The sequence below is a fragment of the Ruegeria marina genome (assembly GCF_900101475.1).
Classification (GTDB): Bacteria; Pseudomonadota; Alphaproteobacteria; order Rhodobacterales; family Rhodobacteraceae; genus Ruegeria_B; species Ruegeria_B marina.
Map to the genome: position 1 here is coordinate 46,647 of NZ_FMZV01000003.1, position 14,775 is coordinate 61,421.

Below are 14,775 nucleotides of genomic sequence, written 5' to 3' on the forward strand. Positions count from 1 at the left end.
CCCGCATCGGGAAGTGGATGAAAAGAAGATCCTTTATCTGGCACTGATCCGCTTTGGCTTGATCCGCGTACTATGTTTATGCTGATCGCGACCGACACAGAATGGCCCAACACGAAACCCGCCGGGACTCTCCCGAGGCGCCGGCTTGTCGATGTGGGCAAGGGAAAGCAGTTGAACGGCAAATCGGAACGAACGCAGGCGGATATAGACTGGAGCGGCCATATCTCGCGGATCATCGAAGCGCAGGACAAGGCCGCATTCGCTGAATTGTTCGCCCATTTTGCGCCCCGAGTGAAATCGTTCCTCATGAGGTCCGGATCCAATGCGACACTTGCAGAGGATTGCGCGCAGGATGTCATGGCGACGGTGTGGCACAAGGCCCATCTCTACGACCCGGCACGGGCAACCGTTGCGACCTGGATCTTCACCATAGCCCGCAACCGGCGCATCGATGCGTTGCGCAAGGACAGGCGACCGGAACCCGAAGACTTGCCATGGGGACCTGAGCCAGAGCCCCCGATTGCCGACGTGATGGCTTTGCAACAGGAAACCGAGATGTTGCGCGTGGCGATCCGCGCCTTGCCCGAAGCGCAGCGCGAACTGATCGAACAAGCCTATTTCGGCGATCTTAGCCATCGCGAAATCGCCGCCCAGACCGGCCTGCCGCTGGGCACTATCAAATCGAGGATCAGACTGGCGCTGGACCGCTTGCGCCATGCGATGAAGTGACGACCATGACAGATACGATCAAACATCACCTAACAGATACGCTGTTGACAGCCTATGCCGCCGGCAACCTGCCCGAGGCATTCAACCTGATGGTCGCGACTCATTTGTCGCTGTGCGACAGCTGCCGCGCACAGGCCGAAGCCCTGGAAGCGGTCGGCGGTTGCCTGCTGACCGATTGCGGACCCCAAGCGATGACGGGCGATGCGCTGGCTGCGACATTTGCCCGGATCGAAGCGGGCAGTCCGGTGACCACGCCGCGCAAACGCACATCCGCCGTGCTCCCCCAACCGCTGGTTGACTATGTGGGCGGCGATGTCTCGACGATACGCTGGAAATCCATCGGCATGGGCGTTCGGCAGGCAATCCTGCCGACCAGCAGCGCGGCTTCAGCCCGGCTGTTGTTCATCCCCGCCGGGGCTGCGGTACCCGATCACGGGCATCGCGGCATCGAATTGACCATGGTCCTCCAAGGGGCGTTCTCGGACGAGGTGGATCGTTTCGCGCGCGGCGATGTCGAGATAGCCGACGAAGGACTGGACCACATGCCGGTGGCCGATCCGGGCGAGGACTGCATTTGCCTCGCGGTTACCGATGCGCCATTGCGATTCAACAGCTGGATACCCCGGCTGGTGCAGCCGTTCCTGCGGATCTGACGGAAATCTCTTCAATTCGAAAAACAGACTGCAAGCCCGGGCTCATGGCGCTACTATCGGTCCATGACCCAAGCCATCGAGTTGGCTGACCGGCACGCCAGCGGCCATGACACATGCGCTACACCACAGGCGCTGCGCAGCAGCGTGGCAGCCATGTTGTCGCTCGGCACCGACGCCTTTCCGGATCGGCCCGGATTGCGTTTGCAGGGGCTGGATACACCCCTTGGCACCATGATCGCGGCCTGCGACGACCAGCGGCTGCACCTGCTGGAATTCTCGGACCGTCGCGCCCTGCCCCGGCAACTGCGCAGACTCTTCCGGGCGTTTGACGGTGATATCGGCTTTGGCCGATTTCCGCTGACCGACCGGGTGGAACGGCAGCTTGCGGATTTCCTCGAAGGCCGGACCGAGCGTTTCGACCTGCCGCTGGCCCTGCATGGCACCGATTTCTCGCGCGAAGTCTGGCTGGCCCTGATGACATTGCCCGCGGGCAAGACAATCTCCTACGGTGATCTCGCGCGCCGGGTCGGACGGGCGCAATCGGTGCGCGCGGTGGCGCGGGCGAACGGCGCAAACCAGATCGCCATCATTATTCCCTGCCACCGGGTGATCGCAGCCGACGGCGCGCTGACCGGATATGGCGGCGGCCTTTGGCGCAAACGCTGGCTGATCGAGCACGAGGCCCGTTGGCAATCTTCGGAAGGAGGAGAGGTATGAGCCAGATTTCACTGGCCGAGAGTTTCGCCGCGCTGCATAGGCCCGGTGCACCATTGATCCTTTACAACGCATGGGACGCCGGCAGCGCCCGGGCTATTGCAAAGGCCGGCGCACGGGCCATTGCCACCGGCAGCTGGTCGCTGGCGGCAGCGCAGGGATATGCCGACGGGCAGCAGATACCGCTCGAATTCGCCCTGCAAATCCTGGCCAGGATCACCGCGAGCGTCGATATGCCGGTCACATTCGACTTCGAGGCAGGTTTTGCCGAAAGGCGGGTAAACCTGGCGACCAATACGGAGCGGGTGATCGCGGCGGGCGCGGTCGGAGTCAATTTCGAGGACCGGCACATGGGCGGTGCCGGCCTGCTGCCGATCGGGGAACAGGCAGAACGCATAGGCACTCTGCGCCACGCGGCCGAAGCCACGGGCGTGCCGCTGTTCATCAATGCCCGCACCGATGTGTTCTCGCAGGGAAGCAAGCCCGCAGATCATCCCGCCCTGATGAAAGAGGCGCTGGCGCGTGCCCGCGCCTATGCCGAGGCCGGGGCGAACGGGCTGTTCGTGCCCGGACTTGTGACCGCCGAGTTGATCGGCGCGCTTTGCGAAGAGACGATACTGCCGGTGAACATCATGCAGACCGGCTCGGCGCCGGACAACGCGACGTTGGCGCGGCTGAGCGTGGCGCGCATCAGCCATGGGCCCGCACCCTGGATCACGGCGATGAACCGGGTCACCGACGCGGCACAGGCGGCCCTGACGATCGGAAACTAGGCAGGTACTCCCGCGCGCTGCGGATAGTGATGCATGTTGAGAAAGGCCGCGCCTTCGGGGCCGCTGCGATAGCCATGCGGCAGGTCTGCGGCAAAGCGAAGGCCCTGCCCCGTCCGGAGTTTCACCCAGTCGCCGTCACGCAGAATTTCCAGCGGGCCTTGCAGCACGAAAACATCCTCGGTGACGCCGCTGGCATGCGCGGCGGACTCGTAGCTCTGGCCGGGGGCCAGCGTGACATGAAAGGTTTCGGCCCCGAGCACGGGATCGAAGGGGAACACGATCTTGACCTTGATGCTGCCCGGAAAGGTGACGGTGCGAAATACCCGGTCATCAGAGGGGTCGCGCAGAGAGGCCGGGCCGATCAGCGCGCTGAGCGGCAGCTGGAACCCTTTGGCGATTTTCCACAGGGTCGCGATGGTCGGACTTGATTCGCCGCGCTCGATCTGACCCAGCATCGCCTTGCTGACCCCGGTCAGCTCGGCCGCCTTGGACAGGCTGAGGCCGGTTGCCGCCCGAACCTCGCGCAGTTTGAGAGTGACCTCACCCGATTCCACAGCCGATTCCATGTATTCGCCCTTCGATTCCACTTGTACGTTATAACGCACATCGGGTAGCGTGCGCTATAACATACGCACCCCGAAACTCAGGGACCTGCAAAAGGGAAACAGCACCATGCCAATGTACCGATCCAGAACCTCGACCCATGGCCGCAATATGGCCGGCGCACGCGGCCTGTGGCGCGCGACGGGCATGACCGACGACGATTTCGGCAAGCCGATCATCGCCATCGTGAACTCGTTCACCCAATTCGTTCCAGGGCACGTGCACCTCAAGGATCTGGGTCAGATGGTCGCGCGCGAGGTCGAGGCGGCAGGCGGTGTGGCGAAGGAATTCAACACCATCGCTGTGGATGACGGCATCGCCATGGGGCATGACGGGATGCTCTATTCGCTGCCCTCGCGTGAGGTGATCGCCGACAGCGTCGAATACATGGTCAACGCCCATTGCGCCGATGCCATGGTCTGTATCTCGAACTGCGACAAGATCACCCCCGGCATGCTGATGGCCGCGATGCGGCTGAACATCCCGGCGATCTTCGTCTCGGGCGGCCCGATGGAGGCCGGCAAGATCGACATCGCCGACCTGGAGATGAAGAAGATCGACCTCGTGGACGCGATGGTCGCGGCGGCGGACGACAAGTTCACCGACGAACAGGTCAAGCATATCGAGGAAAACGCCTGTCCGACCTGCGGATCATGTTCGGGCATGTTCACCGCCAACTCGATGAACTGCCTGGCCGAGGCTTTGGGCCTGGCGCTGCCGGGCAATGGCTCGACGCTGGCCACCCATGCCGACCGCAAGAAGCTGTTCCTGGAGGCCGGGCGCAAGATCGTCGAGATCACCAAGCGGCATTACGTCGGCGAGGAAAAGGGCTTGTTGCCGCGCGAGGTGGCGACGTTCGAGGCATTCGAGAACGCCATGAGCCTCGACATCGCCATGGGCGGGTCGACCAACACCGTGCTGCACCTGCTGGCGATCGCCCACGAGGGCGAGGTGAATTTCACCATGGACGACATTGACCGGCTGAGCCGCAAGGTTCCCTGCCTGTGCAAGGTCGCGCCCAACATCCACAACGTCCACATGGAGGACGTGCACCGCGCCGGCGGCATCTTCTCGATCCTGGGCGAATTGAGCCGCGCCGGGCTGTTGCACGGCGACGTGCCGACGGTCCACACCAACTCGATGGCCGAAGCGATCGCCAAGTGGGACATCACCGTCGCCAACAATCCCGAGGCGGAAGAACTGTTCAAGGCCGCGCCGGGCGGGGTGCGGACGACGCAGGCGTTCAGCCAGGCGAACCGGTTCAAGGAACTGGATACCGACCGTGAGAAGGGCGTGATCCGCAGCAAGGAACATGCCTTCAGCCAGGATGGCGGGCTTGCCGTGCTGTTCGGCAATATCGCGCTGGACGGCTGTATCGTGAAAACCGCGGGGGTGGATGCAAGCATCCTGAAGTTCGCCGGCACCGCGCATGTCTGCGAAAGCCAGGACGCCGCTGTCAGCGACATCCTGACCGGCAAGGTCAAGGAAGGCGACGTGGTGGTGATCCGCTACGAAGGGCCGCGCGGCGGGCCGGGCATGCAGGAGATGCTGTACCCGACCAGCTACCTGAAGTCGAAAGGGTTGGGCAAGGCCTGCGCCCTGCTGACCGACGGGCGGTTCTCGGGCGGCACCTCGGGCCTGTCGATCGGCCATGTCTCGCCCGAGGCGGCCGAAGGCGGAACCATCGGCCTGGTCCGCCAGGGCGACCGGATCGAGATCGACATCCCCAACCGTACCATCCACCTGGCGGTGTCCGAAGAAGACCTGGCCGCCCGCCGCGCCGAGCAGGACAAGCTGGGCTGGCATCCCGCGCAGCCGCGCAAGCGCAAGGTGTCCACCGCGCTCAAGGCCTATGCCAAGCTGACCACCAGCGCCGCCAAGGGCGCCGTCCGGCAGCTCTGAGACCCTGTCGGGGGCAGAGTCACTCCCGCCTCCGCTGCATGTCTCCGGCCTGTGTCGGAGACCCTTGCGGAGTTGGGCGGCGCGCCGCGCCATCGGCGCGGCGCGCCGCCCAACGGGAGGAGATGTTTCCCCGGAAACGTCGACGACGGGCGGGAGAACCTGCCAGTCAGGTCACCACGCCAGGGGTCATTCGCCCAGCTTGGCGTGCACCTCGTCCAGATCGATTTCGTCAATCGGCATCTTGTTGGCCGGGTTCTCGAAATCGTATTTGAACAGGTCGAAATCGCGCTTGTAGATCTCGTAGACAAGGTGTTTCGACAGGTCGTCGAAGTAATCCTCGACCGGGTGCGCCCGCTTGGGTCCGTGACCTTCGCTTTCGTTGAAACGAGGAATCTTGTCCAGTTGCACCTTGTACGGCGTTTCGATGCTGTCCAGAACCTCCTGCATCCCTTCGTTGAAGCTTTCGGTCCAGAAGATCTTGTCGTAACGACCGCCATTGCAGATGAAGGTTGAAATATGCCCCGACATGGCCGACCAATGGATGTCAGGATCCATCGGCCGCCGCCAGCGGATGGTGTCCCGTGCGAACAGAAGAAACCGGCGGAAGCTGGCAATCTGGTCGAACTCCTGCTTCCCGTCCTCGCCGCCGACTTCCACTCCATACTTGTAGACCAGCATCGGCACCAGATTGCCACGATAGCGTTTTCCGTTGCGCTGGATACCGCAGATCTTGTCGAAAAACGAACTCAGGATACGGGTGTAGGGGTTGCGAACACAGGTGAACGAATAGGACCTGTGCGCCTTCACATTGCGGGTGATCGGTCCCTGGCTGGCCTCCAGCGCCCATTTGTGCAGTCCGGTTTGGGCGTCATGGATGTCGCCGTCGAAGAAAGTGCCATGATCCGAATAGTACATGATCTGGCCGATGGTCGAGCAGGCACATTTCGGCACCACTCGATAGACCACGCTTTCGCTCTCCGTCATCCAGGTGCCGGGGAAACCCATCTGCCTTGCCTCCTTCGCCTCGTATCGCCATAATCCGGCTTCGGGCACGTTTGCCTCAAGAAACCAAATAAACTCTGTTTATTCAATTGGTCTTCACCATTATCAGGATAAACAGCAGGCAGAAATCAGGGTCGATCGTTTCCGAAATGGCAAAAATCGCCTACATTCTTCTGTGTCACAAAGACCCCGACGCGATCATCATGCAGGCCGAGCGCCTGACTGCGGCGGGCGACTACATGTCGATTCACTTCGACGCCCGGGCCCGGCGGGCAGACTACGACCGGATCAGAAGCGCCCTTGCCGACAACCCTAACGTCACCTTCGCCCGAAAGCGGATAAGATGCGGCTGGGGAGAGTGGTCACTGGTGCAGGCCTCACTCTATGCGACCGAGGCTGCGTTGGAAGAGTTTCCGCGCGCCACCCATTTCTACATGCTTTCAGGCGACTGCATGGCGATCAAGACAGCAGAATATGCCCATGAATTTCTGGATGCGAACGACCGCGATTTCATCGAAAGCCACGACTATTTCGAAAGCGACTGGATCAAGACCGGATGGAAGGAAGAGCGGCTGATCTACCGCCATTGGTTCAACGAGCGCACACAGAAAAAACGGTTCTATGCGATGTACAACGCCCAGAGGCGGCTTGGGCTGACACGCGAGATTCCGCACGATATCCAGGTGATGATCGGCAGCCAGTGGTGGTGCCTGCGACGCCGCACTATCGAATGGGTGCTCGAATTCAGCCGCAGACGCCGTGATGTCATGCGCTTCTTCGCCACGACCTGGATTCCGGACGAGACATTTTTCCAGACCCTGGTGCGGCACCTGATCCCGGAGCACGAAATCGAAAGCCGGACGCTGACCTTTCTGATGTTTTCGGATTACGGGATGCCGGTGACCTTCTACAACGATCACTACGACCTGCTGTTGAGCCAGGATTTCCTCTTCGCGCGCAAGATCAGCCCCGAGGCAAAGGAACTTAAGGCGCGGCTCGGACGGCTTTACGCGGCGCATGGGGTAAGTTTCCGCATATCCAACGAGGGACGCAATCTGTACAAGTTCCTGACCGGGCGCGGCCGGATCGGGCGGCGGTTCGCCATGCGGTTCTGGGAAACCGAAAGCTCGCTGGGCCGCGAGAGGGAACTGTTGATCCTGGTCTGCAAGAAATGGCACGTGGCCAAGCGGCTTCTGGAACAGATCCGCCAGGTGACCAACGTGCCGACAATCGAGTATCTGTTCAGCGAGGAAAGCACGCCGCTGCCCGATCTCGGAGGCATTCAGGCGACGCTGGAAAAACGCACCCGCCACCGCCGCGCCCTGATGCGGATGCTGTTCGAATATTTCGAGACCGATCGGCTTGTCATTTGTCTCGACCCGTCGAATCTGGACCTGATGCACGACTTCTTTTCCGACCGGTCGGTCACCCGGATGCTCGAAATAGAATGCCAGTTCACTGACGAATACCTGATCGGGCACGCATTCAGGGTCGGACTCGCCGGCGAACGCACCCCCAAGGCCACGCTGGAGCGGCTGCTGCCCACCATCCGCAACGAGATGACCTATGAGGCGGACCGCATCCGCGATGCCGGTTTTGCCCGCTATGGCCGCATCCACCAGACCTCGACCCCCGAGGAAAATGCCCACAAGGTGGCCGAGTTCCTTTCGATTCCCTGGGACCAGGCGCTGCGGATCATGCAGAACGACCACATGTTCGCCGATTGACTCCCTGGCTCACCGAATGCCGTTGGCAACCTGTATCTCACGTATGTAGGCCACGATCATCGCAACGTCGCCGCGACTGAGCCCCTCGACCGACGGCATGTCACCGAAGGGCCAGTGGTGGGCGCGCACACCCAGGCTGACAGCGCGCTGGAACGCTTCGTCGGCGTGATGGGACGGTTCATAGATCTTGTGGATCAGGGGCGGAGCGACCCCCTGTCGGCCCGACGCATCGTCACCGTGGCAACTGGCGCATTTCGCCTGAAACAAACGCATACCGATCTTGGCGTTCTCGGACAGGCTGTCAGGAATTGTCACGGGAACGAGTGCAGCACCTGCCGCTGGCGGCGACGCCTCGTCCTTTGCCCAGGGTTTCAGCCAGACGGCATATGTTCCGGCCAGAATGGCCAAAACCAGAAAGAAAATTACAGCGCGTTTCACAAGCAGCTCCTGTTCTGGATGCTCATCCAGTTTCTGAACGTTCCGGCAGGGGCAAGGTCAAGACGAAAAGCTATTTCGATTTCCAGCTGTCAAGCCAGCGCCGGAACCGGCCGCGGCGTTCCTCGATCGCCTCGCCGGCGGCGTAGAGGCTGTCTTCGACATCCTCGATTACCGGGTCGATCCGGGCCTCGCGGAACCGCCGCCAGCGCACCCACACGGCCCAGAGCAGCGCCGCCAGCAGGGTGAGGATCACGATGTTGAACCAGGGGATCAGGCGCACATCCGGCCCGGCCACCGGCTTTATCGCGACCGCATTGGGAAAGATCGACAGGAATTCGTTGCGCCAGCCGTAATGGGTGACCGCCACCCATTCGGGTTTGTCCCTGGACGAGATCGCGTCATTCGCCTCGGTATAGAGATTGGCAGTGTCGAACTTGAAATAGGGCGGCCAGCTCCAGCTCGTATCCTCGTTGCGATAGACCCGCGGGCGGCCCCCCGGCGTCACCCCCTGGATGAATTGCACGTCGCGGTTGATGATACTGGCCGACTGATCGTCTGGCCGCGACCAGAAGATGCGCGTCCAGTCATTCAGCTCCTGCCGTTCCTCGTAGGTGTTGACGATCCGCACGATGTCGCGCTGCGGCAGGGTATAGTGCAGGAAGGCGGCGAAACTGACCCAGAACACCACGATTATCGTCCATTTGACATAGCGCATGGCCAGGTCCTCACATGAAATTCACGATATAGATCAGCACCGCGATCAACGCCCAGGGGACAAAGTAGACCCCCAGGATCAGCTTGCGCCGGAACGATCCGTCATAGGCCCTGAGGCCGCGTTCGACAAAGGCCTCCTTGTCGCCGGTCTTGCCCTTTTCGTCCCACCAGCGTTCCAGCTTATCGCGCCGTACCGCGCGCGAATAGAATGACAGCGCCACATAGACTACCGTCTGCACGATCAGCAGGACAAGGACAAGCCTGAGAAGTCCGAACACCCTATCTCCTCCGTACCGCGCCCCAGGGACCGACCCGTTCGATCAGCGCCGCGTCGACGGCAGGGCTTGCCTCGCCGCTCATGTCCGGTTCGTGTCCGAACAGGGCCGCGCGCGCCCCCGCCTTGTCCACCTGATACTCGCGCGCCAGGAAATCGGCAACAAAGGCGCGCTTGGCCTCGGGCCAGGTTGTATAGAGACGATAGAACAGTTCCTTGTGACAGATAAACAGCTGGCGGGCGTCCAGCGGCGCCAGTTCCGCCAGCAGCATGTTGACCAGGTCGCGGTCGGGCGTGTCGGCGGCGCGCAGCCCGTAGAAATAGGCAGGGTCTTCGGCCGCGATGCGCGGCCAGTCGCCGCCGTTCTCGGCCCAGCGCGCCAATTGCGCCAGCCCGTGATATTCCTCGGGCAACCGGTCGGCATGCATCCGCGCCAGCCGCCGCATGTCGCCGCGATCGAGGCCCGACAACTCCAGCCCGGTATCCGCGATGGTGTCGATGACGATGAAATCCATCTTTTGCCGCAGCACCGCCGCTGCATCCATCCCCCGCGCCCGCACGATGGGTTCGGCGAGCTTGTTGAAATCAAGGAACTTGGCAATGCGGTTGCGTTCGCTCAGGTCGAACACGTATTTCACCGGCATCTCGCCCTCGGGCTTGTCGCCCGCGCAGATCATCGCCGGGTGCTGCACATCAGGGAACAGGTAGAGCCCGCCGAAATGCGCCGTCCAGAAATTGCGCTGCTCATGCGCCTTGTGGCTCAGGTGCACCGGGTTGCGGGTGATGTCGCCGGTCTGCCTGGCAATGCCGATCATCTCGGCGATCAGCACATCGTCGAACCAGGCGTCGTCTTCGGTCTTGAACCGCTCGATCATTGCCGCCAGTTTACCCGCGTTCTTCAGCGTGCCGCCCACGGTGTCGGCCTCGATCTCGATCTTGCGCAGGGTGAAAAGGTCGGCGGGTGAGCGCAGCTTGAAGACCGAGTTCACCAGCTCCCCCGCCACCGCATCGGTGGCGGTCAGCGCAAAAAGCTGCGCCTCGTTCGCCTCGATGAACTCGCGCAGGATGGCGCGCGAGGTCGAGAATTTGACGTTCAGGAGCGGCGCGCGCTTTTGCTCGGGCGTCAGCAGGATGAACTGCCGGTTGACCCCGTTGGGGTTGAGGTAGAGCGGATCGCCCAGTTCATCGCCGATCTCGGGCGAATAACCCGAGATGTCGATATGGAAATCGGTGAGCGCCGTGGTCTTGCCCGCGAGATGCTGGAGCGCGCGATTATACCGCTCTACCAGCGCCGGGCTGGAGATATGCACGAGATTGCCGAACATCAGGCCGGATTGGATGAGGCGGATCATGGCGCTGGATCCAACTTTCTTCCAATACTATCGATCAATTTGGTAAGCTGCTCTAATCGACCTTCTAGCTGAGTAGACTTACTGGCGCGACCTAATGCATCGCGATGCTGACACAACACAGAGTACATACTTTCTAGTGCTTTGCATCTGATCGGTGGCTTGATCGCCTCTCCATCAACCAGTGAATTCAGAGCGCTCTCTAAATTACTCAATAAATCATGAACGTCTGACTCAATTATGTCTCGCCCTCTAGAGTACTTCTTTTGAGCATGGTTCAGAAGGACCAGTTCAGTACTTTCACCAACTCCAAACAGTACTTCTTGCCTACCACCAAGAACCTCGATGACCGCGTCTTTTAGAACCTTCTTCAACTTACCTGCTTCTGCACCCCAATACTGCTCTATCCGCAACCTTTGTTCTTCTACCAATACTTTGTTCTGAGACTTTAGAATCTCAACCTGAGAGTCTTGAGCTTCAGCCATCTTCTGGAACTCTTTTCTTGTTAGTTCCAGCTCCTTGCGTTGCTCTCCCAATTCCTGGCTTTGCAGCCAAACGGTGACAATAATCCAAACAAACGCGAGCGCTCCCGCAAAACCGGCAAGCGTATCCCCAATCTCATTTGGTCGCGCTGCCAAAAACGTTGAGAACTTTGTTTGGCAGACGCCTTCACTATCGCAATCGGCTTGAAAACCGATCCAAAGCGCAAGCGACAGCACGGCCAAAGTTGCCAGAACACCCCAGAACACCGGATGAAAGCACAGGCGTTTACCCATCCTTCCCCTCCAGATACCGTTTCTTCGCCGCGTCCATCCGGCCCATCTCGCGCACCATGCCGTCGATGGCGACCTCGTCCGACTTGTCGGCATAACGGAACTCGGAATCCGCATAGCGGTTGATCTCCTGCACCACCATCTCGACCGTGATCGGCCTGCGCAGCTCCTCGATCATCGCGCATTTGGTGTCATAGTCGCGAAACAGGAACAGGTCGGGGTTCTCCATCCATTCGTCGGGCAGTTCGAAATCCATCGCCCGCACCTTGACCGCGTCGGTGATGTTCTTGATCGCGCGGCCCGTGAAGCGTTCGTCAGCCTCCTGTATCCCTTTCAGGTACGTCCCCAGCTTGGCGATGGTGTCGAGCGGCCCGACCTGTGCCGCCACCCGCTCCCACACCTGTGCCAGCCCGGCCTCTTGCGGGCGGCCATGGGCGGCAAAGCTGGCGGCGACCGCGCGCTTGATCTCTTGCGCGGCATAGAGGTCGTGATCGCCCAGCGGGATCTCGTGGCGCTTGCCCAGCAGCAGGGCCAGGATGTCGATGTAATCCTCGCGCGTCTGCGGCCCGTCGACCAGGAACCGCGCGCCCGCCCGCTGGCGCAGGGCGTCGTCGACATTCTCGGGGTAGTTCGAGAACATGCCGAAGGTGCAATTGCCGCGCACCACCGTATTGGCGCCGGAAAACGCCTCCATGAACACCGCCGTCACCTCCTGCTGGCCCGCGCTGGACTGCCGGTCGCCGCGCTTGCCCGCGATCTGGTCGATATCGTCGATGGTGCCGAACCCGATCACGCCGGGATCGAGCACGTTCTGGACAAACGCCTTGGCGTTCTGGCCCGACTTGCCCTGATAACTGTCGATATTGTCGATACCGAAGTTCTGATAGCGGAACGGATAGCCCGCGTTGCGGCAATATTCGTCGATCAGCCCCGCCATCATCTGGATCAGCGTCGTCTTGCCGGTGCCCGGCTTGCCGTCGCCCATGAAGGTGAAGATGAAGCCGCCCAGTTCCGCAAACGGGTTCAGGCGGCGCTCGAAATCATAGGCCATCAGCATCTTGGCCAGCCTCAGGGCCTGGTATTTGGCGATATGATTGCCCACGACCTCGTTCGGTTTCTTGAACGTCATGGTGAGCGTACTCGACCGCGCCTTGGCCGCCGGGGTGAACCCGCGCAGGGTCAGGTCGTCGGCCTCGACGCGCCAGGTGGCAGCCGTGAAGGGCGCGAGATGCGCCGCCGCCTGCGCGCGGGCGGCGGCCTTGGCCATCAGCTGTTCGGCGAACGCTGCGGTCGTGGCCACCAGCTGCGCATCGTCAGCCGCGAATTGCGCCAGTTTCCGGTCGAGCTCCCACAGCGCGCCATGCAGCGCCAGTTGCGCGTTGTCGGTCAGGAATTCCTCGACCTCGCCCACCTCGACCGAGACCGCGCCCAGATGTGGTGACAGCAGGTAGGCCAGCGCATTGCCGAAGACATGCGCAACGACAAGCGCCTCGGCGGTCAGCAGCTCAGCAAACTCGCTCTTGCGCGCCGGCGGCAAGTCGCCCGCAAGATTGGCGCGCTTGAGGTCCGAAAGCGGCGTGCGCTCGGCATAGGTATCGCCCATCGCAAAGGCGATCGCGATCGCGCGCCGGATCGCCCGTGCCACGGTGGCCTGCAACGGCGAGGTCAGGGTATCGCCGTCGTCCGCCACCGTAATCCGGTCAAGCAGGTGCACCCCATCGGGCCGCGACACCCGCCGCGTCACCAGCCCCGGCGTGGTAGAGCGGAACCGCCGGGCTGCGGGAATGCCGGGCGATCTTTCCTCCACTGGCCCATGCGCGCCGGCCCGCGCCACCCGCGTCGCATGGTCGAACCCCTCAAGCAGTGCCGCTGCCGCCAGGTAATGGGCGCGGATCGCCTCTTCGCGCAATTCCATCTGGTCCGATGTCAGGCTCATGTCACAACGCCCCTGTCTTCACTTTGCTCAAAATACTCCCGCCGGAGGCTTGGCCCGGCAGGGCCAATCAGTATCGCAGCACCTGCCCGCCCTCGCTCACCACGAATTTGCGCACATCGGCGAAGCCCGGCGGGTTGCGTTCCGCCAGAACCTGGAACGGGCGCTGTGGCAGGATGATGGCCCGGCTGGTTCGGGTCGCCCCGGTTTCCGCCCCCTGCCCGCCGAAGGGATCCAGCGCAAACACCTCGCGTTCGACCGTGCCGAACCAGCCCGACCGCTCGCGGGTCACGTCCTGGCTTTCCAGTTCCTCGCTGGTCCAGGCCAACGCCCAGTCCTGTCCTGCCGGGGACTGGGCATCCTCCAGCACGGCGCGCAGCGGCCCGGATTGTTCGGTGAAGGCCGAGGAATACATCGGCCCGACATGGATGCGGCGCAGGTGCTTGGGGTGAAGGTCGTCGAAATCCTCGTCGAACCCCCTGGCGATGGTCAGCAGCTTGAGCCCGCTCAGCGACTGCGCCATCAGATGCGCCTGCGCCTCGGGCCAGCGGTGCTGATCCTTGGGCAGGGCGGTCTTGCCGGTGTCCTCGACACGCATGATGTAGATTACCGGCAGGTTGATCTGGCTGTCATAAATGGCCCAGTGCAGCAGGAAACTGCGCCGTTCGCCGCGAGTCTCCAGCCAATGGCATTCGGGATCGTTGCGCTGCCAGAACATCTGGCCGCGTGAAAGCTCCTCGTAATACTGCCTCTGCGACAGGGCGAATTGCAGTTTGGTCGGAATTTCGTGGGCTCCGAGTATCTGCCGAACCATCTGGTCCTTCAGCTCCGCTTCCGACGGCATATTGGCGAGGTGGCTCGCCGCCTGCTGCGCATCGTTCGCCATGGTCATCAGTTCCGCCGCCACCGGAAAGCCGCTCTCGCGCCTGTCCATGTTGAGCGACCCGAAGAACCGCCCCGTGTCACGCCCGACCAGCAGGTATTTCATGCTGAGCGCACGAAAGGTGAAGAGCAGCCCCGAGATGTAACGCGAGACGATGCGCACCTCGTCCCGGCTGATCGCCCCTTCGGCCTCCATGTTGGCCGCAACCCGCAGCAGATGGGTTGTAATGGTCTCGAACTTGCGGAAATACCGGCGAGATGCAAAATTGTCGGTCAGCCCGACGTGATCGTGGGCGGGATCGGCCAAGG

At 61.9% G+C, this 14,775-nt stretch carries 15 protein-coding genes; 6 read left to right on the forward strand and 9 right to left on the reverse strand.

Translation table 11 applies throughout. The features are described 5' to 3' along the window. The first annotated feature begins 72 nt into the window (after nucleotides 1–72). The 4 genes from BLT75_RS04850 (at nucleotide 73) to BLT75_RS04865 (ending at nucleotide 2,869) form a co-directional block, all read left to right on the forward strand. Entirely contained in the window at nucleotides 73–729 is a 657-nt protein-coding gene (locus BLT75_RS04850; RefSeq protein ID WP_093028306.1) for a sigma-70 family RNA polymerase sigma factor, read from the forward strand. 5 nt (nucleotides 730–734) lie between these two features. Beyond that, complete coding sequence (locus tag BLT75_RS04855; RefSeq protein ID WP_093028308.1) at nucleotides 735–1,382, forward strand: ChrR family anti-sigma-E factor; 648 nt, start codon at nucleotides 735–737, stop codon at nucleotides 1,380–1,382. A 63-nt stretch (nucleotides 1,383–1,445) separates the two neighbouring features. Next, nucleotides 1,446–2,099 (forward strand): methylated-DNA--[protein]-cysteine S-methyltransferase, encoded by a 654-nt coding sequence (locus tag BLT75_RS04860; protein WP_093028310.1) that lies wholly within the window; start codon nucleotides 1,446–1,448, stop codon nucleotides 2,097–2,099. Further along, nucleotides 2,096–2,869, forward strand: coding sequence for an isocitrate lyase/PEP mutase family protein (locus BLT75_RS04865; RefSeq protein WP_093028312.1), 774 nt, complete (start codon nucleotides 2,096–2,098; stop codon nucleotides 2,867–2,869). Before BLT75_RS04860 ends, BLT75_RS04865 begins: the two co-directional genes overlap by 4 nt. Here BLT75_RS04865 and BLT75_RS04870 read toward each other — a convergent pair. Continuing rightward, nucleotides 2,866–3,435 (reverse strand): helix-turn-helix domain-containing protein, encoded by a 570-nt coding sequence (locus BLT75_RS04870; protein WP_093029032.1) that lies wholly within the window; start codon nucleotides 3,433–3,435, stop codon nucleotides 2,866–2,868. The genes BLT75_RS04865 and BLT75_RS04870 overlap by 4 nt on opposite strands. Before the next feature lie 106 nt (nucleotides 3,436–3,541). Here BLT75_RS04870 and ilvD point away from each other — a divergent pair, with 106 nt between their 5' ends. Beyond that, complete coding sequence (gene ilvD, locus BLT75_RS04875) at nucleotides 3,542–5,374, forward strand: dihydroxy-acid dehydratase (protein ID WP_093029034.1); 1,833 nt, start codon at nucleotides 3,542–3,544, stop codon at nucleotides 5,372–5,374. Between the two features lie 186 nt (nucleotides 5,375–5,560). Here the strand turns inward: ilvD and BLT75_RS04880 are convergent, their stop codons facing one another. After that, the gene (locus BLT75_RS04880; RefSeq protein WP_093028314.1) at nucleotides 5,561–6,379 is read right to left on the reverse strand and encodes a sulfotransferase family protein; all 819 of its coding nucleotides are present in this window, start codon (nucleotides 6,377–6,379) and stop codon (nucleotides 5,561–5,563) included. A gap of 146 nt (nucleotides 6,380–6,525) precedes the next feature. Between BLT75_RS04880 and BLT75_RS04885 the strand changes: the two genes are divergently transcribed. After that, the gene (locus BLT75_RS04885) at nucleotides 6,526–8,103 is read left to right on the forward strand and encodes a DUF5928 domain-containing protein (protein ID WP_093028316.1); all 1,578 of its coding nucleotides are present in this window, start codon (nucleotides 6,526–6,528) and stop codon (nucleotides 8,101–8,103) included. A gap of 9 nt (nucleotides 8,104–8,112) precedes the next feature. Here the strand turns inward: BLT75_RS04885 and BLT75_RS04890 are convergent, their stop codons facing one another. The 7 genes from BLT75_RS04890 to BLT75_RS04920 all read right to left on the reverse strand — a co-directional run bounded on the left by BLT75_RS04890 (nucleotide 8,113) and on the right by BLT75_RS04920 (nucleotide 14,773). Continuing rightward, nucleotides 8,113–8,541: a c-type cytochrome gene (locus tag BLT75_RS04890; protein ID WP_425441117.1), complete on the reverse strand. Its 429-nt coding sequence runs from the start codon at nucleotides 8,539–8,541 to the stop codon at nucleotides 8,113–8,115. Nucleotides 8,542–8,611: 70 nt separating this feature from the next. Then, complete coding sequence (locus tag BLT75_RS04895; RefSeq protein WP_093028318.1) at nucleotides 8,612–9,256, reverse strand: DUF1523 family protein; 645 nt, start codon at nucleotides 9,254–9,256, stop codon at nucleotides 8,612–8,614. A gap of 10 nt (nucleotides 9,257–9,266) precedes the next feature. After that, on the reverse strand, nucleotides 9,267–9,533 hold the full coding sequence (locus BLT75_RS04900) for a hypothetical protein (protein WP_093028320.1): 267 nt from the start codon (nucleotides 9,531–9,533) through the stop codon (nucleotides 9,267–9,269). A gap of 1 nt (nucleotide 9,534) precedes the next feature. Then, the gene (locus tag BLT75_RS04905) at nucleotides 9,535–10,881 is read right to left on the reverse strand and encodes a DUF6638 family protein (RefSeq protein WP_093028322.1); all 1,347 of its coding nucleotides are present in this window, start codon (nucleotides 10,879–10,881) and stop codon (nucleotides 9,535–9,537) included. Then, complete coding sequence (locus tag BLT75_RS04910) at nucleotides 10,878–11,654, reverse strand: hypothetical protein (RefSeq protein ID WP_143028519.1); 777 nt, start codon at nucleotides 11,652–11,654, stop codon at nucleotides 10,878–10,880. Before BLT75_RS04910 ends, BLT75_RS04905 begins: the two co-directional genes overlap by 4 nt. Next, a complete protein-coding gene (locus BLT75_RS04915; RefSeq protein ID WP_093028326.1) occupies nucleotides 11,647–13,587 on the reverse strand; it encodes an AAA family ATPase in 1,941 nt (646 codons plus the stop codon). The genes BLT75_RS04910 and BLT75_RS04915 overlap by 8 nt, the downstream gene beginning before the upstream one ends. Nucleotides 13,588–13,654: 67 nt before the next feature. Continuing rightward, on the reverse strand, nucleotides 13,655–14,773 hold the full coding sequence (locus BLT75_RS04920) for a hypothetical protein (protein ID WP_093028328.1): 1,119 nt from the start codon (nucleotides 14,771–14,773) through the stop codon (nucleotides 13,655–13,657). Nucleotides 14,774–14,775 lie beyond the last annotated feature (2 nt).

Coding starts and splice junctions, on each gene's coding strand:
- BLT75_RS04850 (WP_093028306.1), top strand. CDS start 73: ATGTTTATGCTGATCGCGACCGACACAGAATGGCCCAACACGAAACCC.
- BLT75_RS04855 (WP_093028308.1), top strand. CDS start 735: ATGACAGATACGATCAAACATCACCTAACAGATACGCTGTTGACAGCC.
- BLT75_RS04860 (WP_093028310.1), top strand. CDS start 1,446: ATGACCCAAGCCATCGAGTTGGCTGACCGGCACGCCAGCGGCCATGAC.
- BLT75_RS04865 (WP_093028312.1), top strand. CDS start 2,096: ATGAGCCAGATTTCACTGGCCGAGAGTTTCGCCGCGCTGCATAGGCCC.
- BLT75_RS04870 (WP_093029032.1), bottom strand. CDS start 3,435: ATGGAATCGGCTGTGGAATCGGGTGAGGTCACTCTCAAACTGCGCGAG.
- ilvD (WP_093029034.1), top strand. CDS start 3,542: ATGCCAATGTACCGATCCAGAACCTCGACCCATGGCCGCAATATGGCC.
- BLT75_RS04880 (WP_093028314.1), bottom strand. CDS start 6,379: ATGGGTTTCCCCGGCACCTGGATGACGGAGAGCGAAAGCGTGGTCTAT.
- BLT75_RS04885 (WP_093028316.1), top strand. CDS start 6,526: ATGGCAAAAATCGCCTACATTCTTCTGTGTCACAAAGACCCCGACGCG.
- BLT75_RS04895 (WP_093028318.1), bottom strand. CDS start 9,256: ATGCGCTATGTCAAATGGACGATAATCGTGGTGTTCTGGGTCAGTTTC.
- BLT75_RS04905 (WP_093028322.1), bottom strand. CDS start 10,881: ATGATCCGCCTCATCCAATCCGGCCTGATGTTCGGCAATCTCGTGCAT.
- BLT75_RS04910 (WP_143028519.1), bottom strand. CDS start 11,654: ATGGGTAAACGCCTGTGCTTTCATCCGGTGTTCTGGGGTGTTCTGGCA.
- BLT75_RS04915 (WP_093028326.1), bottom strand. CDS start 13,587: ATGAGCCTGACATCGGACCAGATGGAATTGCGCGAAGAGGCGATCCGC.